Raw genomic sequence first — 16,166 nt, forward strand, 5'->3', positions numbered from 1 at the left:
ACTTATTGGAAACGTTACCCGTGCCACGTGAAGACAGGAGCGGCGCGTTACAGCGATTCAAGTTGGTGCTAGATCGTTGGGACCGTTTCGCACTTTTGCTGGAAATGCTTTAAGCGGAGAAACTATATGAGCGGCTTTCTGGCCCTTCTGGATGATGTCGCAGCGATCGCCAAGATTGCCGCAGCATCAGTGGACGACATATCCGCGAACGCCGCGAAAGCTGGCAGCAAGACCATTGGTGTGTTGATTGACGATGCTGCCGTCACACCCAACTATGTGGTTGGTATAACCGCTGCACGTGAATTGCCGATGATCGGCAAAATTGCGATGGGTAGTCTCCGAAATAAAGCGCTGCTTATTCCTGTTCTTCTTGCACTCGATTATTTTCTGCCGATCGCAATTACCGCACTATTGATGATTGGTGGTGCTTATCTGTGCTTCGAAGGAGCCGAAAAGGTCTGGCACAAACTTTTTCCGAATGAAGAGCACCATGAAAATGGAGCGCAAGAGGATAAAGACCCAACTGCACTTGAAGAAAAACGCGTCGCAGGTGCTATTAAAACCGATCTCATTCTTTCCGCAGAAATCATGACACTGGCCCTTTCGATGATTGAAACCAACTCAATCTGGATCGAGCTTGCCACGCTTATAGTCGTCGGCATCATGATTACGGTACTGGTTTATGGCGTTGTAGCAGTTATCGTAAAGCTGGATGATTTCGGCGTGTTGATGGCGCGAAAGGGGCGTCTTTCGGCTACACGGGCATTAGGACGCTTTACGGTTCGCGCGGTTCCTAAGTTGCTGTTAGTGCTTACAATCATCGGCACTGCTGCAATGCTCTGGGTTGGAGGAAATATTTTTATCCATGGGTTGCACGGATTGGGTGTTCACCAGCCCTTTGCATGGATTACGGAAACCGCCGCCGACCTTGCAACCTATGTGTCAACTGGCCTTGCCAGCACAGCAAACTGGTTTGCAACTGCCTTCGCAGATGGTGTGTTCGGTTTTGTGCTTGGTTCGCTGATTGTGATTTTCATGGCCAAAATTGCAGAACCACTTTGGAATGCCACGACGGGCAAAGCCTGAACCAAAGCAAAGAGCGAGGGAAACCCCTCGCTCATTTACCTGATGGGAGTCAGATCATGCCGCCATTGGCGCGTAAAACCTGACCGTTAATCCAACGTCCATCGTCGCCGACCAGAAATGCGACTGCTGCAGCGATATCTTCAGGTGTTCCAAGCCTTTCCAGCGGGTTCATTTTCGCCATCCGCTCAATCAACTCATCGGATTTGCCATTCAGGAACAAATCTGTTGCCGTTGGTCCGGGAGCGACCGCATTGACAGTGATGTCGCGACCACGCAGTTCTTTCGCAAGAATTGCAGTCAATGTTTCAACGGCGGCCTTCGTTGCGGCATAAACACCATAATTTTCAAGCTTCAGTCCCACTACGCTTGTCGAGAAATTGACAATGCGTCCACCGTCACGCAAGCGTTGGGATGCTTCCCGCATTGTGTAAATACTACCTTTGAGGTTAATCGAAATCTGGCTATCGATGACTGAATCGTCGCCATTCTTCACAGAAGCAAGTTTCATAATACCTGCGTTGTTGACCAGCACATCGATACCACCAAAGGCAGATTCAGCGCTTTCGAACATGCGTTTCACAGCTGCTGCATCGCTTACATCGGCCTGATGTGTCACCGCTTGCCCGCCGGACTGGATAATCTCGGCCGCCAATTCTTCGGCCGCATTTTTACTGCCTGCATAATTGACGACAACGGTGAAACCATCCGTTGCCAATCGACGCGCGATAGCAGCGCCTATACCACGTGATGCACCTGTAACGATTGCAATCCTGTCATTGTTGGCTGGCATGAACTTAGCTTTCCTTTGGCGCGCCTTTCAAAGAAGTTTGAGAGGCGACACGCATTAAAATAAATGGCGAGCGTCAATCGATAGCGGTGCGCGCTCTATTCGAGACAAACATAGCGCTTCTATAAAGCCGGATAATCATGCATAATTCAGCATCACTATCCGAAAATAGCGAATAATATTATGGACCGATTTGATGCCATGCGGGTTTTTACCCGAGTTGCGGAACGCCGTAGTTTCACGCTTGCTGCGGAAGATTTGGGGCTGCCACGGTCGACTGTTACGGATGCGGTGAAGCAGCTGGAGAAACGTCTTGGTGTCTGCCTTCTTCAACGCACCACCCGCCATGTCAGCCCAACGCTTGACGGTGAAGCCTATTATCGGCGCTGCTTATCTATTCTCAAAGAACTGGAGGACGCAGAAGGCGCTTTTGCCGGACACAAGCCTAAAGGAACATTGCGCATCGATGTGCATGGCACGCTTGCCCGTCATTTTCTGCTGCCAGCGCTGCCACGATTCTTCGAAGCCTACCCCGAAATTGAAATCCACATGAGCGAAGGCGACCGTTTCGTCGATCTCGTCCGCGAGGGTATTGATTGCGTACTGAGAGCCGGAACATTACAGGATAGCGACATGATTGCTCGCCGTGTCGCCTTGCTGAAAGAGATAACGCTCGCCTCTCCGGCCTATCTGGAACGCCACGGCACGCCCACACATCCGGATAATTTGGCCCACAGTCATTGTATGGTCGGATTTCATTCAACATCAACCGGCGGATTGCTGCCTTTAGAATTTACCGTCGCGGGCAGGGTGGTTGAAGTCGGCTTACCTGCACCCATGTCAGTCAATGCGGCTGAGAGTTATGTATCGGCTGCTTGTCTCGGTCTGGGGCTGATCCAGGTGCCGATCTATCACGCCATAAAGCTGATGGAGTCCGGCGAATTGGTTGAAGTGCTTGCGGATTTCCCTCCAAAGCCAACACCTGTTTCCCTGCTTTACAGGCGTGAGCGCCAGCTTTCGCCACGTGTGCGAGTTTTCATGGACTGGCTGCAACAAGAGTTCAAAGAAGCGCAAACGTCCAACACGGAACTTGCATTCTTGTAGTCTTGGGATATGTCAGTGCGCGGGGGTCTTTTTCAAACATGGTGTGTTTGCAATCTTTCAGGCGAAACATGCGGTACGCAGCAATGCGGATCGGATTGAACGCAATTGCCTTCTCAGGCCTGGATAAATTGTTTCCGTCTGCTGGCGGACGAGGCGTGGTCTTCACGCTGCATCACGTTGGCCCAAACCAGACTGGTAAATTTCAGCCCAATTCCATTTTGTCGGTTACTCCAGAGTTTCTCACTCAAACAATTCAAACGGTGCTTGAGTTTGGCCTAACGCCCGTTCACCTGCATGATTTGCCGACACTGCTTGCAGACAAATCCGATAATCGAAAGTTTGTGGCTTTCACATTCGACGATGGTTATCGAAATAACGCAGAGATTGCCGCCCCAATTTTCCGAAAATTTGGCATTCCCTATACCGTTTTTCCGACCACGGGCTTTATTGATCGAACACACACAATCTGGTGGGAAACGGCTGAAGCACTTTTAACGAATACGCCGCAAATCAGGTTCGATTTTGGTAGAGGGCTGGAGACAATACGGACTGAAACGGTTGCACAAAAATATGCAGCATTCGACCGATTGACTGCGTTTGTGCGTAACGGTCAAGAAGATGAAGCTGTCCGCCGTATCGACGAACTTGCAATTTCGCAATGCGGTATTGATCCTCGTGCTATTGTTGACGAACTGGTCATGGACTATGTGCAGCTATGCGCCTTGGCCGCTGACCCACTCGTTCACATTGGCGGACACACAATCACGCATGTCAACCTTCGCCGAGTGAACAAAGAGCGTCTTGCTCACGAAATAGACGGATCAACAGCTGCAATTGAGCGTTGTGTTGGCTATCGTCCCAAATCATTCTCATACCCTTACGGCTGGTCCTCGGCTGTTGGCGAGCGCGAGATAGAGATGACAGCAAAGGCCGGTTTCCAGGTGGCCGTAACGACCCAGCCGGCAGTGCTTCAGCGATCAGACGCTTTAAGACCCACCGCCATGAAACGTATTTCGCTCAATGGGAACTTTCAAAAACAGCTTTATGTTAAAGCCCTGATCTCAGGCCTTGCGTTCAAGTTTCTATAGGTTCGGCTCGGACTCGAGCAGTTCCATGCACAAAGCTTTGGCGGCAACGGAAATATCAGGATTGAACACCAGCCAATAGCCTTTCCTGCTTGTGAGCGTGACATCGCAAGCAGGAACAAGTTGCCCCCGTTTAATCGCACCGTCGATCAGTCCGGCCCACCCTAACGCCACTCCCTGCTCAGCAATGGCAGCTTCAAGAACGAGATTATATGTGTTGAAAACCAACCCATAATTACCGTCGTCGATTTCCTCATCAATGGCATCAAGCCAAGTCTGCCACGTAAACCAGCGGTCCCCTTGCAAGGTATCGAGATGTAAAAGTGCTGTTGAACCCAAACCCTTTCCATTCGGAAACGGCCCGTGCCGCTCAAGAAAGCCGGGGGAACAGACCGGCACAACAGATTCCCCTACAAAAGCGATCGCGTCTTTTGGAAAATCCTCACGTGAGCCAAACAGAACGGCAATATCTGCCTCTCTGTGATCAAGAGGCTGCAACATGGACGACGCAGTGATACGAACATCCACCTCCGGATATTTCGGGCGAAATTTTGCAACACGCGGCATCAACCAGAAGGCAGCAAAGCCATAATCCGTGGCTATTCGAAGCCCCGGTGTTCGTTGCCTGCGCCTGATCTGCTGAATGGCCTCCTCGATTCCATCGAGGCCGAGACGCACTGCCTCATAAAGTATGCGTCCCTCGGGCAAGATTTCCACACCACGGGCACGCCTTGCGAAGAGTGACACGCCCAGCCGGTCTTCCATCCGCTTTATTTGATAGCTGACTGCTGGTTGCGTCATACCCAATTCACGCGCTGCAAGGGTCAGATTTTCCAACCGTCCGACCGCTTCAAAAACGCCAAGACTACCAATATCCCAGGACGAAGAAACCATAGAAAACCTTTATGTCTGCAATAAAAAATGAATGTCTTTTCCCTTATCCATAAAGATGTTTTCCTTGAAGGCAGAATGCAAGTCATAACGAAATTTGATTTTACGGATCGGATTTTGTCAAAGCGGAACAGGGGAAAACGCATGCGCTATCTCAAACTGACAACACTTGCACTGGCGGCGTTCACGGGGTTTACGAGCGTGGCTTCTGCAGCAGATCCTGCAAAGTGCGAAACTATTCGTCTGTCTGATCCGGGTTGGACAGATATCACTTCAACAAATTCCATCGCCAGCGTGCTGCTCGACGGTCTGGGCTATAAGCCCGATGTAAAAACCATGTCGGTGCCGATTGGCTATGAGGCCCTTAAAACTGGCAACACCGATGTATTCCTTGGCAACTGGATGCCGGCGCAACAGAAGTTCCGTGACGATCTCGATAGCGCCAAGGCTGCTGAAGTTCTGGTGAAAAATCTCGAAGGCGCCAAGTTCACTCTGGCTGTACCAGATTATGTCGCCAAAGAAGGCGTGAAGGACTTCGCCGATCTCGCGGCTCATGCCGACAAATTTGATAAAGAAATCTATGGCATTGAGCCGGGAGCTCCGGCCAATCAAAATATTCAGAAAATCATCGAAGACAAAAAATTCAAGCTCGACGGCTGGAAGATCGTAGAATCGAGCGAACAGGCTATGCTTGCACAGGTTGATCGCAGAAACCGGGACAAGCAATGGGTGGTTTTCCTGGCCTGGGCGCCGCATCCCATGAACACCAAGCTTAACATCGAATATCTGTCTGGTGGTGATGATTACTTCGGACCCAACTATGGCGGCGCAGAAGTTTATACCCTCTCACGCACTGGCTGGGCGGGCGAATGCCCGAATGCAGCGAACTTCTTCAAGAAACTTGTCTTCACGGTCGATATTGAAAACGAGTTGATGGATAAGATCCTGAATGAAGGTGCCGAAGGGCCAGCAGCAGCTACTGCATGGCTGAAAGCCAATCCCGAGCATATCGATAAGTGGCTCGAAGGCATCACCACTTTTAAAGGCGAACCAGGAGCAGCGGCGGTCAAGGCAAAACTCGGCCTTTAAACTGCGCTAAACATCCATTTTCGGCGGGCGTTTTCAACGTCCGCCGCTCTGCGTTTGATTTCTTTTAATTTATGGTCTTAGCCAAATGAAAAAGCCGAATATCCTCGTTCTGATGGTTGATCAGCTGAACGGAACATTCTTTCCTGATGGGCCTGCTGAATTTCTGCATGCGCCGAACTTACGCAAGCTTGCCGAGCGCTCAGCGCGTTTTGCAAATTGTTATACCGCAAGCCCTCTATGTGCTCCGGCACGTGCATCGTTCATGTCTGGACAGCTACCGTCTCGAACGGGCGTCTACGACAACGCTGCTGAATTTTCCTCCGAAATTCCAACCTATGCGCATCATTTACGCAATGCGGGCTATCAAACAGCTCTATCTGGCAAAATGCATTTTGTCGGTCCGGATCAACTGCACGGCTTTGAGCAGCGCCTGACGACAGACATCTATCCCGCTGATTTTGGCTGGACACCTGATTATCGCAAGCCCGGCGAACGCATTGATTGGTGGTATCATAACCTCGGTTCGATCACTGGTGCAGGATCGGCAGAAATTACCAATCAACTCGAATATGACGACGAGGTCGCCTATCAGGCAGAAGCCAAGCTCTACGATCTCGCTCGCGGTCATGATGAACGCCCCTGGTGTCTAACGGTGAGCTTCACACATCCGCATGACCCCTATGTAGCCCGCAAACGCTTCTATGATCTTTATGCGGATATTCCGGAACTTGATCCTAAAATCGGACCATTACCAGAAAGCAAAATCGACCCGCACAGCGAGCGTCTGCTGCGTGCCTGCAAGGCCGAAGATTACGATCTCACACGTGAGCAGATAAGAACTGCCCGGCAGGCATACTTTGCCAATATCTCCTATGTCGATGAGAAAATTGGCAGTCTTCTCGATGTACTTGAACGGTGCGGCGTGAGTGAGAACACACTGATCATATTCACTTCAGATCATGGTGATATGCTCGGGGAACGTGGCCTTTGGTTCAAAATGAACTTCTTTGAAGGCTCTGCGCGTGTGCCACTGATGATCGCGGCACCCCAGTTAACGCCGGAATTGGTAGAAGAAGCCGTATCCACGCTTGATGTGCTACCAACGCTTTCCGATCTTGCGGGCATAGACCTTAAGGGCATCATGCCATGGACAGATGGTGTATCGCTTGTTGATGTTGCTTCAGGAGCAACGTCGCGTGGCGCAGTGCCTATGGAATATGCTGCCGAGGGCACCATTGCACCGATGGTTTCTTTGCGGGAAGACGACTGGAAGCTGAATATCTGCAGGGTCGATCCCCCGCAATTGTTCAATCTTGTGAATGATCCGCATGAACTGGAAAATCTGGCGGCCTCGCCTGAGTATAGGGAAACATTTGAGCGTCTTATCCGCCAGGCCGAGAAGCGTTGGGATCTTGAGCTTTATGATAGTCAGGTGCGAGCCAGTCAGGCGCGGCGCCATGTGGTTTATCCAGCACTTCGCAACGGTGCTTATTATCCATGGGATTATCAGCCATTGCAGAAGGCATCGGAGCGTTACATGCGCAATCATATGGATCTGAATGTTCTTGAAGAAAATCAGCGCTTTCCGCGTTAATTCTAATAAAAAGGCTGATCTTTGATCAGCCTTTTTATTTAACGGAGAATGTCTGAAAGGCGCTTCTGTTCTTTTTCCATGCGATCAAGATTGAGACCTGCAAGCAGATCCAGAATATGCGTCTTCATTAAGGTTTCCGCGTCTTCAACCTTATGCTGCTCAATAGCATCCACAAGCGCATTATGAGCATGGCTTTCGCAGGTCGTTTCCCGGCGTTGCCAATAAAGCGCAATGATCAGCGATGAGCGCGGCAACAGTTCGGCAACAAAACCTGCCAGAATGGAATGCCCTGCAATCTCTGCAAGGTCGAGGTGAAAGCGCGCCGAAAGCCTGATCGCATCGCTGTAGCGACCGGCATGGAGGGCGGCATGTTCGTCATCAAGATGCTTGCGGAGCCTGGCGATATCGGCCGCTGTAGCCACCTTGGCCGCAAGTGCCGCAACTTCCGGCTCAACCAGAGTTCGAGCCTCAAACACTTCTCGCGCTTCTTCCCGCGAGGGTTCGGCAACAAAAGCGCCGCGGTTGGGTTCAAGCCGCGCAAGGCGATCATGCGACAGCGCTTGAAGAGCCGATCGCACGACTGCACGGCTGACAGAATAGATCGTTGCCAGCTCATCTTCCGGTAGTTTGGTGCCAGGCAGTAACTGATGGCTGACGATTGCATCACGCAAGCCTTGATAAACGGAATGCCAGCGTGCCGCCCCATTATTGTTGCCGTTTTCAGTCGTGTCTGGTGCGTTAGAGCCAAAAAAATTCATTTGTGTCCGGATGCCAGGTTATTCAGACCGCAGGATGCTCTGCGAACATGCAGAGCCTTCAGAGCTTTTCACGTACATATCGAACTCACCTTAATAATTGTCAACAAATTCGGTAATTTGATCTACAACATGGGGTCGATACATTATCGTTATGCTCAGCTCACCGCCCTGGTGAATATGGTTCAAATATCCCTTCAAAGGTCTTTGTCCGCGGTGGCAGATATCCGCCTCTTTTAGATGTCTTCAAGCCAAGACTAACCAGCCCTTCGCAGAGCTTGACCGCAGCCGTGACACCATCAATCACCGGCAAACCATGTTCCTGCGATAAGGATGCGGCGAGATCGGCCATGCCTGCACAGCCAAGCACAATCGCTTCCGCATGATCATCCCGGATCGCGCGCGCGATCTCTTCAGAAATTCGCTTTCGTGCATCAGAACCGGGAATTTCGAGTTCCAACACGGCAACATCGCTGGCTCTTACACGAGCGCAACGCGTCGCCAGCCCGTAGCGTACCAGATTATGCTCGATAGCAGGTACGGAGCGGGAGAGGGTGGTTACCACACTGAACTTGCCTGAAATCAAGCTCGCCATGTGGAAAGCAGCCTCACCGATGCCAATCACAGGCATTGTGCTGGCACAGCGTGCAGCGTCCAATCCCGTATCGTCGAAACAAGCTATGATGCAGGCATCGGCCGACGAATGCTTCTGCATTTCGCCGATCATGCCAGGAATAGCAAAAACCTCATCGAAGTAACCTTCTATGCTGGGTGGGCCGTCCTTGGGATTGACGGCTATGATATTGGTATCGGTCGCTGCTACGCTTCGCGCGGCTTCGCCGATTTTACGCGTCATGGAAGCGGTCGTATTCGGGTTGACGACAAGTATGTCCATTTCCTCAAACCATCTTTTTTTATCGTTGTTGATGGCTTAAAGCGCGTTGCCCTTGCAATATTCACTTCGCGCTTCAAGTTATTGTTTTCAAGCAGAAATCCTGATCTCGATTTCTGAAAATTCTTTAGGCATAGTAATGCCTCAAAGCAGAATTGAAGCAGCCGTGCCTTGCCCCCACGGAACGGCTGCCGATCCAGTGTCGCAACTTAGATTTCGCCCCCCAGATAAAGTTTCTTCACGCGCTCATCAGAGATGAGTTCTTCGGAATTACCCGAGAGCACAATCTTGCCGGTGGTGAGCGCATAAGCCCGTTGTGAAATACGAAGTGCCATACGTGAGTTTTGCTCAACGAGCAGAACACTCACTTTTTCATCGCGGTTGATGGCTACAATCGAACGAGCGATGTCCTGCACAAGCTTAGGTGCAACGCCCAATGACGGCTCATCAAGAAGCAATAGCTTAGGTTTTGCCATCAGCGCGCGCCCGATAACCAGCATCTGCTGTTCACCACCACTCATCGTGCCTGCTGCTTGCGAGTATCGCTCCTTCAGACGAGGGAAGCGGCCCATCACCATTTCCAGCGTATTGGCGATTTCTGCCTTGCTGGAGCGGGTAAAGGCTCCCATCAGAAGATTGTCGCGCACACTCATATATGGAAAGACACGGCGTCCCTCCGGCACCATAGCGATACCCATTTCAACAATCGTATCCGAACGCGTTCCATCAAGGCGACGTCCCTCGAAATAAATCTCGCCTTTGCGCAATTTGTTCAGCCCTGTAATCGCTCGCAGAATTGAGGATTTTCCAGCGCCGTTTGCACCGATGAGGGCTACTGTCTCGCCTTCATTGACTGTCAGCGAAACGCCTTTGAGGGCATATACGTGATCATAATAGAGTTCGGCATCGTTGACTTTCAGAAGCTCTGTCATGATCAGTATCCAATCGTTTCATCTTCTGCGCCGAGATAGGCTTCGATGACTTTTTCGTTCTCCTGAATCTCCTTAGGCGTACCTTCCGCAATCTTCTGACCGAAATTGATGACAACGATCCGATCGGAGATATTCATGACGGCTGGCATATCGTGTTCAACGAGAAGAACAGTGACCCCGCGATCCCGCACGGCACGCACCATTTCCACTGCTTTGACGGTCTCATCGTGGTTCATGCCGGCAAAAGGTTCATCAAGCAGCAGGATTTTAGGCTCCGTGGCCAACCCGATCGCAATGCCAAGCGCTCGAAGATGACCATGGGGAAGGGTCTGGGCAACTTCATTGCGCTGACTGCCAAGCCCTAGAAAGTCCAGAATTTCGTCGGCAGAACGGCCAAATTCCTCCTGATCTTGCCGAGCCAGCCCGGTACCGACATAACATCCGAGGAAACTTGCTTTGGCGCGCAGGTGATGAGCGACAATCACATTCTCTCGCACCGTCATGCCTTTGAAGATTGTCGTTTCCTGAAACGTGCGAACTACGCCTTTACGGGCGACGATGTGCGGAGCAAGCCCCGATATACGTTCACCTTTAAAGCGAACTTCGCCGGTCGTGGGTGTGATAAAAGACGCGATCAGCTTGAAAAGAGTCGACTTTCCCGCACCGTTCGGCCCGATCACTGATAGAATTTCCTTTTCCTTGACCGAGAAGGAAACATCGTTGACTGCCACAAGCCCGCCAAAACGCTTGGTCAGCCCTTTGATTTCGAGAAGTGCACTCATGATCTCGATCCTTTCTTGCCAGTCAGTCGCAGGCTGAGCAGGCCGTTAGGCAGGAACAGCATCAGAATGATCAACAGGCTTGAGAAGATAAGGAGCTGGAATTTTCCGGTCTGAAACAGGAAATCCCAACCGAAATAGAGGACAAAAGTGCCGATGATTGGCCCGAAAACATAGCCAAGCCCACCAAGGAAGCAGTTGAGCATGAAGTTGACAGAGTCCGTAACAGTGAAACTCGAAGGATAGATTGACTGCGAGATTGCCACGAACATCGCACCGCCAAGACCGCCAAGGAAAGACGAAATGGCATAAGCCAGTACGCGCAGATAAGTAATGTTGACGCCAATAGAGGACGCGAGTTCTTCGTTCTGTTGCAGCGACTGGCAAAGCCCGCCGATGCGCGAATGAATAAGCCGGTAAAGCCCGGCGAAGCAGAGCACCATCAGCACGACCGACACGTAATAGAAGGCCGCACGCGGGTTCTGGAGCGTTGCGAAATCCGGCAGGATGGTCAGACCGAATATCGATATGCCGCCGGGCATCGGAATGCTGACCATGCCCTTCGCACCATTGGTGATCGGCAAGGCCATCGCCAGCAGCCGTGCGACTTCCGTGAGCACCAGTGTGACCATAGCAAAGTAAACACCACGAAGCCTCAGGATCGGTATGCCGATAAGGATGCTGGCGAAGGCACAGAACAGGCCGGCCAATGGCAGCGTCAGCCAGAAAGAAATGCCATATTTGACCATGAGGATGGCCGAGACATAGCCGCCCATCAATGCGTAGGCACCCTGACCGATATTGATGCGGCCAATATAGAAGGTAAGCCAAACACCACCGCTGACGATAGATAACAAGGCCACCGAAGTCAGTGTATAATAAAGGTCGTTGCGTCCGGTTACTTCGATGAGCAGCGGAATGCCGATCAGTACGAGTGCGAGAAAGGCAACGACGCCAAGGAGTTTTGTTGTCTTTGTCATGATTGCCCCCATCAACCCCATGGTTTGCCCATAAGCCCATTCGGGCGGAGACTGAGGAAGACCATCAGCCCGGCAAAGATGACGAGATAGGTGATATCACCATAAGGACGCAGCACAGTGAGGCCGACCGACTCCAGCATGCCCAGGATGAAGCCGCCGGCAATTGCACCGCTGACGACACCGGCTCCACCAATCATCACCATCATGAAAGCCTTGATGGAAATTGCTCCACCAATGCCTGAATTAACACCGGTAATGGCAACCAGCAGACCACCGACGAGGCCTGCCAGCATAGCCCCCATTGCGAAGCCGATCATGGAATATCGATCAACATTCACACCCATCAACTGCGCAGCCACGCGTTCCTGGGCGAGCGCGCGCATTGCACGACCGGGTTTCGTAAACTGCATAAAGAGAACGAAAGCAGCGATGAAGATGACGGCGAGTGCGCCGATCAACATGCGGTCATAAGGCATTATCAGCCAATCAGAAACGAAGACACCGTTTATGATTTTTGGCACGCCGCGCTGCTTTTCGCCAAAAAGCAGAAGGATAATCGCATCGAGAAAGAACGCGACCGCCGCCGCAAGCAGCATTGTACTTTCATCTCGCAGACTTCGTTTAATAACGGGCCTGAATAAAAGCTTCTCAATCAGTGCACCGACAATCATCAAAGTGACTGCAGAGGCGAGCAACGCCACGACAAATGGTAAGCCGAGCTGACCATAGATCGTGTAAGTGACGAAGCCGCCGAGCACATACATCTGGCCGTGCGCGAAGTTGAGGACGTTCATCAGTGCGAAAATCAGCGTCAATCCTAACGCGATCAGTGCATATTGCGCACCAAGATACAGCCCATTGGCTATAATTTGTTCCATGAAGGCAGACTCCCCCTGCGGAGACAGGGCCAAGCCAAAGCCTCCGTGACAGTTCTTTACGGTTGGGAGGCCTGATGCGGACTATAACACCGCATCAGGCTATTGCTTGAGTGCCGTTCGTTTAGAGCGCATCCCGAAAAGTGTGAAACGGTTTTCGGAAAAAGATGCGCGTTAAAACAAATATTTAGAGCGCCGATCTGATCCAATCAGATCGAAACGCGCTCTAATCGACTTTCGCCACGAACAGCGTTTCAAACTTGCCGTCCTTGTACTCTGTCACAACCATCGGAATGCCGATCTGGCGCTTCTGGCCAAACGACGTCGTGCCAACATAAGTCAACTTCGCATCGTCCCCCTTCACGAAAGGGTTCTTTGCGGAGAATGTATCCATGGTCTTCATGAATTCTTTGACATTGTCGATTGCAGCAGGATTGGCTTTGATCGTTTCGATAATATAGTCGAGCGCATAAACCTTGGTATTGGACTCGTCATTATACTCGCCGTAGGCCTTCGTGTAGCGATCAACGAATTCCTTCATGGTGTCTGACGCGATTTCCGGCGTCGAAGCACCGCCTACAGAAATGAAGCCATTCGCAAGCTCACCGGCACCTTCTTCAAGAACTTTGGCGTCTTGAGCAGTTTCGGTTGAGATGAAGCCCTCGTAACCGAGCTCACGCGCGGCACGGATGAGAAGTGGCGCATTGCCTGGTGCAACACCTGAAAGAACCAGAAGGTCAGGCTTCTGCATGATGATCGGTGTCAAAACCGGCGTAAAATCACGGGTGTCGTTCTGGTAGGCATCGCTGGTGGAGACGACTTCAAGGCCAAGAGCCTTAGCAGCTTCGATGCCGCTATCGCGCTGGCTCAGCGGATCTGATTCATTGGCGGCAACGAATGCGACGCTCTTAATGCCCTTATTGTCCTTGAGGTATTTATAGATCGCCGGACCGGACTGATAGTTGGCGATCATACCCAGAACAGCGTTGGATGCTGGGGGCGTATAAAGCTCTTTCGGGAATGAATAAGGGAAGTAGATGATCCCTTTGGATTCGGCGACCGGCCGCACGGCGGCGGCACCGTCATCAACATTTGGCCCTACGACGTAATGCACGCCTTCCTGAGCCATTTTTTCCATGCCGGCAATGGCACGCTTGGGATCTTTCTGGTCATCGAAAGTGACGATGTTTATCTTGTAAGTATCATCGCCGATCTTCACACCACCGGACTCATTAAGCCAGTCTGCACGTACCTGCATCGAACGAACGTTAGAAGTGCCCCATGCCGCAGCGGGCCCACTGGTTACACCGACAAAACCGATTTTGAGTTCTTTGTCTGCTGCTTGGGAGGCATTGGCGGACATGAGCGCAAAAAGTGAAACGGCGCCCAGCGCCGCAGTTTTGATAACTGCGCGTCTGTTAAACATTTTTATTCCCCTTGTTTAAATCACCCCTCTCTCGTTTGATGGAGAAGAGCATGATGGATTGAACGTCACATCTAAAAGATTGTCAACAATATTAATTCCCATCATAAACAAAATGGCGATAAGGTGATCACAATGCTTATTAGCAAGAGATCAAACACTTCATTTCTATTGGCTTACGTCCAACCAGCGCCTGTGAAAAATACAGACTTAGTCAGGAGACAATTTCATTCAATATTGAATCGTTCAAACCACGTTATTTGTTTGTTTTATCGCATTTGCCTCACGTAAAACCGCTTCGCACTTTTTGCTCAAATGCATTAGTGTTTGTTGAATGCAAAATGAATTGCGGTCACGTTTGACGCAAACTCCAGACTAAAGAGATCTCATGTCCGTCCAGCGCGTAAGTTTCTATATTCTTCTGGCACTGGTCACTATAGCCTTCACGTGGCTGCTTATTCCTTATTATTCTGCGGTTCTTTGGGGCGTTATCCTCGCGGTCATATTCTATCCGGTTCAACAATGGCTGCTGCGGGTTCTGCGTGGGCGGCGCAATGTTGCCGCGCTGTTGTCGGTGTTGATGTGTATCTGCTTGGTGATCATTCCAACGCTTTTGATCTTTGGATCGCTGGTTCAGGAAGGCAATTCGCTCTATCAGCGGCTCAGTACGCGTGAGTTCGATCTGAATAGCTATATAACCAGCATTCTGGGAGCTTTGCCCGACTCCCTTGAGGAATGGATGGTTCGTTTTGAACTTGGTAGTTTTGCCGAATGGCGTTCGCGCATTTCATCCGCCATCTTGCAGGGCAGTCAAATCTTTGCTGGCCGGTTGGTGAGCTTTGGTCAGAACACACTTCAGTTCTTCATCAGCTTCGGCATCATGATCTATTTGCTGTTTTTCCTGTTCCGCGATGGCGCAGAACTGGGCGCTAAAATTCGCCAGGCCATTCCTCTTACAGATGAATATACTGGCCAACTCCTGGATAAGTTTACCGCAGTCATCCGCGCAACCGTTAAAGGCAACATCATTATAGCGCTTATTCAAGGAACGCTTGGCGGCTTGACCTTCTGGTTCCTTGGCATTGAGGCTGCATTGCTTTGGGGGGTGATGATGACAATCTTCTCACTGCTTCCCGTTGTCGGTGCTTCTCTCGTATGGGGACCGGCAGCCATCTGGTTTATGGTCAACGGTATCTGGATAAAGGCGGCAGTCCTTGTGTTCGTAGGTGTTTTCGTAATCGGCCTGATCGACAACTTCTTGCGCCCGCCGCTGGTCGGCAAAGGCACGCGTATGCCCGACTTTGTCATACTCATCTCGACGATTGGCGGTATTTCGCTGGTGGGAATAAATGGTTTTGTCGTCGGCCCAATGATTGCGGCAATGTTCATCGCTGCCTGGTCGCTTTTGGCTCAAGAGCAGAACACGGTAATTCCGCCTCAGACAGACGCTGATTAAAAACTCAACGGTGCGGGAGGGGCTTAAAAGGAAGAAAGCCCGCTGCACTGGGAGGAGGAGTGTGCAACGGGCTGATCTGTAAAGCGCGACTGGGAGGAGGAGTGCCGCGCTTCGCGTTCAGTTTCTGGGAGGAGGAGTGAAACTGAACAACCCCAAAATAGGAGCGGGACCCGCCACTTACAAGAGGCGATGCTGCAAAGCAGTTATGCATTTATGAATAGCTTAAAAAAGAAACCGCCCCGCAGCGATATACGCGCTGGGGCGGCTCTATCCTCCTCCAAGTGGAGCCGACAATAACGGCCATCGATCAAAAAGCAACCCCTTAATATTCAACTCTAATTTTCAGAATTTACTGAAATCAATGTAGGAATGAGCATTCATACAAAATAGGTATGAAGCTTTAAATTCACAGTCTTCATTGTCCAACTTACATTCTGT

15 protein-coding genes are annotated in these 16,166 nt (G+C 51.0%); 6 read left to right on the plus strand and 9 right to left on the minus strand.

Going from position 1 to position 16,166, the window contains the following annotated elements; genetic code table 11:
* Positions 1-126: 126 nt before the first annotated feature.
* Positions 127-1,086, plus strand: coding sequence for a DUF808 domain-containing protein (locus C9380_RS14595; RefSeq protein ID WP_024896242.1), 960 nt, complete (start codon positions 127-129; stop codon positions 1,084-1,086).
* Between the two features lie 49 nt (positions 1,087-1,135).
* Here C9380_RS14595 and C9380_RS14600 read toward each other — a convergent pair whose 3' ends face one another.
* Positions 1,136-1,876: an SDR family oxidoreductase gene (locus C9380_RS14600; RefSeq protein WP_128093861.1), complete on the minus strand. Its 741-nt coding sequence runs from the start codon at positions 1,874-1,876 to the stop codon at positions 1,136-1,138.
* A 180-nt stretch (positions 1,877-2,056) separates the two neighbouring features.
* On the opposite strand from C9380_RS14600, the gene C9380_RS14605 reads away from it, so the two are divergent.
* Both C9380_RS14605 and C9380_RS14610 read left to right on the plus strand, forming a co-directional pair.
* Positions 2,057-2,977: a LysR family transcriptional regulator gene (locus C9380_RS14605; protein WP_128093862.1), complete on the plus strand. Its 921-nt coding sequence runs from the start codon at positions 2,057-2,059 to the stop codon at positions 2,975-2,977.
* Between the two features lie 95 nt (positions 2,978-3,072).
* Positions 3,073-4,065 (plus strand): polysaccharide deacetylase family protein, encoded by a 993-nt coding sequence (locus C9380_RS14610; protein WP_345772259.1) that lies wholly within the window; start codon positions 3,073-3,075, stop codon positions 4,063-4,065.
* On the opposite strand, the gene C9380_RS14615 is transcribed toward C9380_RS14610, so the two are convergent.
* The gene (locus C9380_RS14615; protein ID WP_100556998.1) at positions 4,060-4,956 is read right to left on the minus strand and encodes a LysR substrate-binding domain-containing protein; all 897 of its coding nucleotides are present in this window, start codon (positions 4,954-4,956) and stop codon (positions 4,060-4,062) included. The genes C9380_RS14610 and C9380_RS14615 overlap by 6 nt on opposite strands.
* Positions 4,957-5,097: 141 nt before the next feature.
* On the opposite strand from C9380_RS14615, the gene choX reads away from it, so the two are divergent.
* Together choX and betC are read left to right on the plus strand one after the other, a co-directional pair.
* Positions 5,098-6,042 (plus strand): choline ABC transporter substrate-binding protein, encoded by a 945-nt coding sequence (gene choX, locus C9380_RS14620; protein WP_105706282.1) that lies wholly within the window; start codon positions 5,098-5,100, stop codon positions 6,040-6,042.
* 85 nt (positions 6,043-6,127) lie between these two features.
* On the plus strand, positions 6,128-7,636 hold the full coding sequence (gene betC / locus C9380_RS14625) for a choline-sulfatase (protein WP_128093863.1): 1,509 nt from the start codon (positions 6,128-6,130) through the stop codon (positions 7,634-7,636).
* Between the two features lie 38 nt (positions 7,637-7,674).
* Here betC and C9380_RS14630 read toward each other — a convergent pair whose 3' ends face one another.
* The 7 genes from C9380_RS14630 to C9380_RS14660 form a co-directional block, all read right to left on the minus strand.
* A complete protein-coding gene (locus C9380_RS14630; RefSeq protein ID WP_128093864.1) occupies positions 7,675-8,394 on the minus strand; it encodes a GntR family transcriptional regulator in 720 nt (239 codons plus the stop codon).
* A 160-nt stretch (positions 8,395-8,554) separates the two neighbouring features.
* A complete protein-coding gene (locus tag C9380_RS14635; RefSeq protein WP_024896234.1) occupies positions 8,555-9,286 on the minus strand; it encodes an aspartate/glutamate racemase family protein in 732 nt (243 codons plus the stop codon).
* A 206-nt stretch (positions 9,287-9,492) separates the two neighbouring features.
* The gene (locus tag C9380_RS14640; protein WP_024896233.1) at positions 9,493-10,215 is read right to left on the minus strand and encodes an ABC transporter ATP-binding protein; all 723 of its coding nucleotides are present in this window, start codon (positions 10,213-10,215) and stop codon (positions 9,493-9,495) included.
* 2 nt (positions 10,216-10,217) lie between these two features.
* Positions 10,218-10,997, minus strand: coding sequence for an ABC transporter ATP-binding protein (locus tag C9380_RS14645; RefSeq protein ID WP_024896232.1), 780 nt, complete (start codon positions 10,995-10,997; stop codon positions 10,218-10,220).
* Positions 10,994-11,974 (minus strand): branched-chain amino acid ABC transporter permease, encoded by a 981-nt coding sequence (locus C9380_RS14650; RefSeq protein WP_036566741.1) that lies wholly within the window; start codon positions 11,972-11,974, stop codon positions 10,994-10,996. The genes C9380_RS14645 and C9380_RS14650 overlap by 4 nt, the downstream gene beginning before the upstream one ends.
* A gap of 11 nt (positions 11,975-11,985) precedes the next feature.
* Positions 11,986-12,852 (minus strand): branched-chain amino acid ABC transporter permease, encoded by an 867-nt coding sequence (locus C9380_RS14655; protein ID WP_128093865.1) that lies wholly within the window; start codon positions 12,850-12,852, stop codon positions 11,986-11,988.
* A gap of 223 nt (positions 12,853-13,075) precedes the next feature.
* A complete protein-coding gene (locus tag C9380_RS14660) occupies positions 13,076-14,275 on the minus strand; it encodes an ABC transporter substrate-binding protein (protein WP_024896229.1) in 1,200 nt (399 codons plus the stop codon).
* Between the two features lie 385 nt (positions 14,276-14,660).
* Here C9380_RS14660 and C9380_RS14665 point away from each other — a divergent pair, with 385 nt between their 5' ends.
* Positions 14,661-15,728 (plus strand): AI-2E family transporter, encoded by a 1,068-nt coding sequence (locus tag C9380_RS14665; RefSeq protein WP_024896228.1) that lies wholly within the window; start codon positions 14,661-14,663, stop codon positions 15,726-15,728.
* The last annotated feature ends 438 nt before the right edge of the window (positions 15,729-16,166 follow it).

This window comes from Brucella pituitosa, assembly GCF_003049685.1.
In the GTDB taxonomy this organism is placed as follows: domain Bacteria; phylum Pseudomonadota; class Alphaproteobacteria; order Rhizobiales; family Rhizobiaceae; genus Brucella; species Brucella pituitosa.

What these genes read in the sequence shown, in the direction of transcription:
- C9380_RS14595 (WP_024896242.1), top strand. Translation starts at nt 127, where the DNA reads ATGAGCGGCTTTCTGGCCCTTCTGGATGATGTCGCAGCGATCGCCAAG.
- C9380_RS14600 (WP_128093861.1), bottom strand. Translation starts at nt 1,876, where the DNA reads ATGCCAGCCAACAATGACAGGATTGCAATCGTTACAGGTGCATCACGT.
- C9380_RS14605 (WP_128093862.1), top strand. Translation starts at nt 2,057, where the DNA reads ATGGACCGATTTGATGCCATGCGGGTTTTTACCCGAGTTGCGGAACGC.
- C9380_RS14615 (WP_100556998.1), bottom strand. Translation starts at nt 4,956, where the DNA reads ATGGTTTCTTCGTCCTGGGATATTGGTAGTCTTGGCGTTTTTGAAGCG.
- choX (WP_105706282.1), top strand. Translation starts at nt 5,098, where the DNA reads ATGCGCTATCTCAAACTGACAACACTTGCACTGGCGGCGTTCACGGGG.
- betC (WP_128093863.1), top strand. Translation starts at nt 6,128, where the DNA reads ATGAAAAAGCCGAATATCCTCGTTCTGATGGTTGATCAGCTGAACGGA.
- C9380_RS14630 (WP_128093864.1), bottom strand. Translation starts at nt 8,394, where the DNA reads ATGAATTTTTTTGGCTCTAACGCACCAGACACGACTGAAAACGGCAAC.
- C9380_RS14635 (WP_024896234.1), bottom strand. Translation starts at nt 9,286, where the DNA reads ATGGACATACTTGTCGTCAACCCGAATACGACCGCTTCCATGACGCGT.
- C9380_RS14640 (WP_024896233.1), bottom strand. Translation starts at nt 10,215, where the DNA reads ATGACAGAGCTTCTGAAAGTCAACGATGCCGAACTCTATTATGATCAC.
- C9380_RS14645 (WP_024896232.1), bottom strand. Translation starts at nt 10,997, where the DNA reads ATGAGTGCACTTCTCGAAATCAAAGGGCTGACCAAGCGTTTTGGCGGG.
- C9380_RS14650 (WP_036566741.1), bottom strand. Translation starts at nt 11,974, where the DNA reads ATGACAAAGACAACAAAACTCCTTGGCGTCGTTGCCTTTCTCGCACTC.
- C9380_RS14655 (WP_128093865.1), bottom strand. Translation starts at nt 12,852, where the DNA reads ATGGAACAAATTATAGCCAATGGGCTGTATCTTGGTGCGCAATATGCA.
- C9380_RS14660 (WP_024896229.1), bottom strand. Translation starts at nt 14,275, where the DNA reads ATGTTTAACAGACGCGCAGTTATCAAAACTGCGGCGCTGGGCGCCGTT.
- C9380_RS14665 (WP_024896228.1), top strand. Translation starts at nt 14,661, where the DNA reads ATGTCCGTCCAGCGCGTAAGTTTCTATATTCTTCTGGCACTGGTCACT.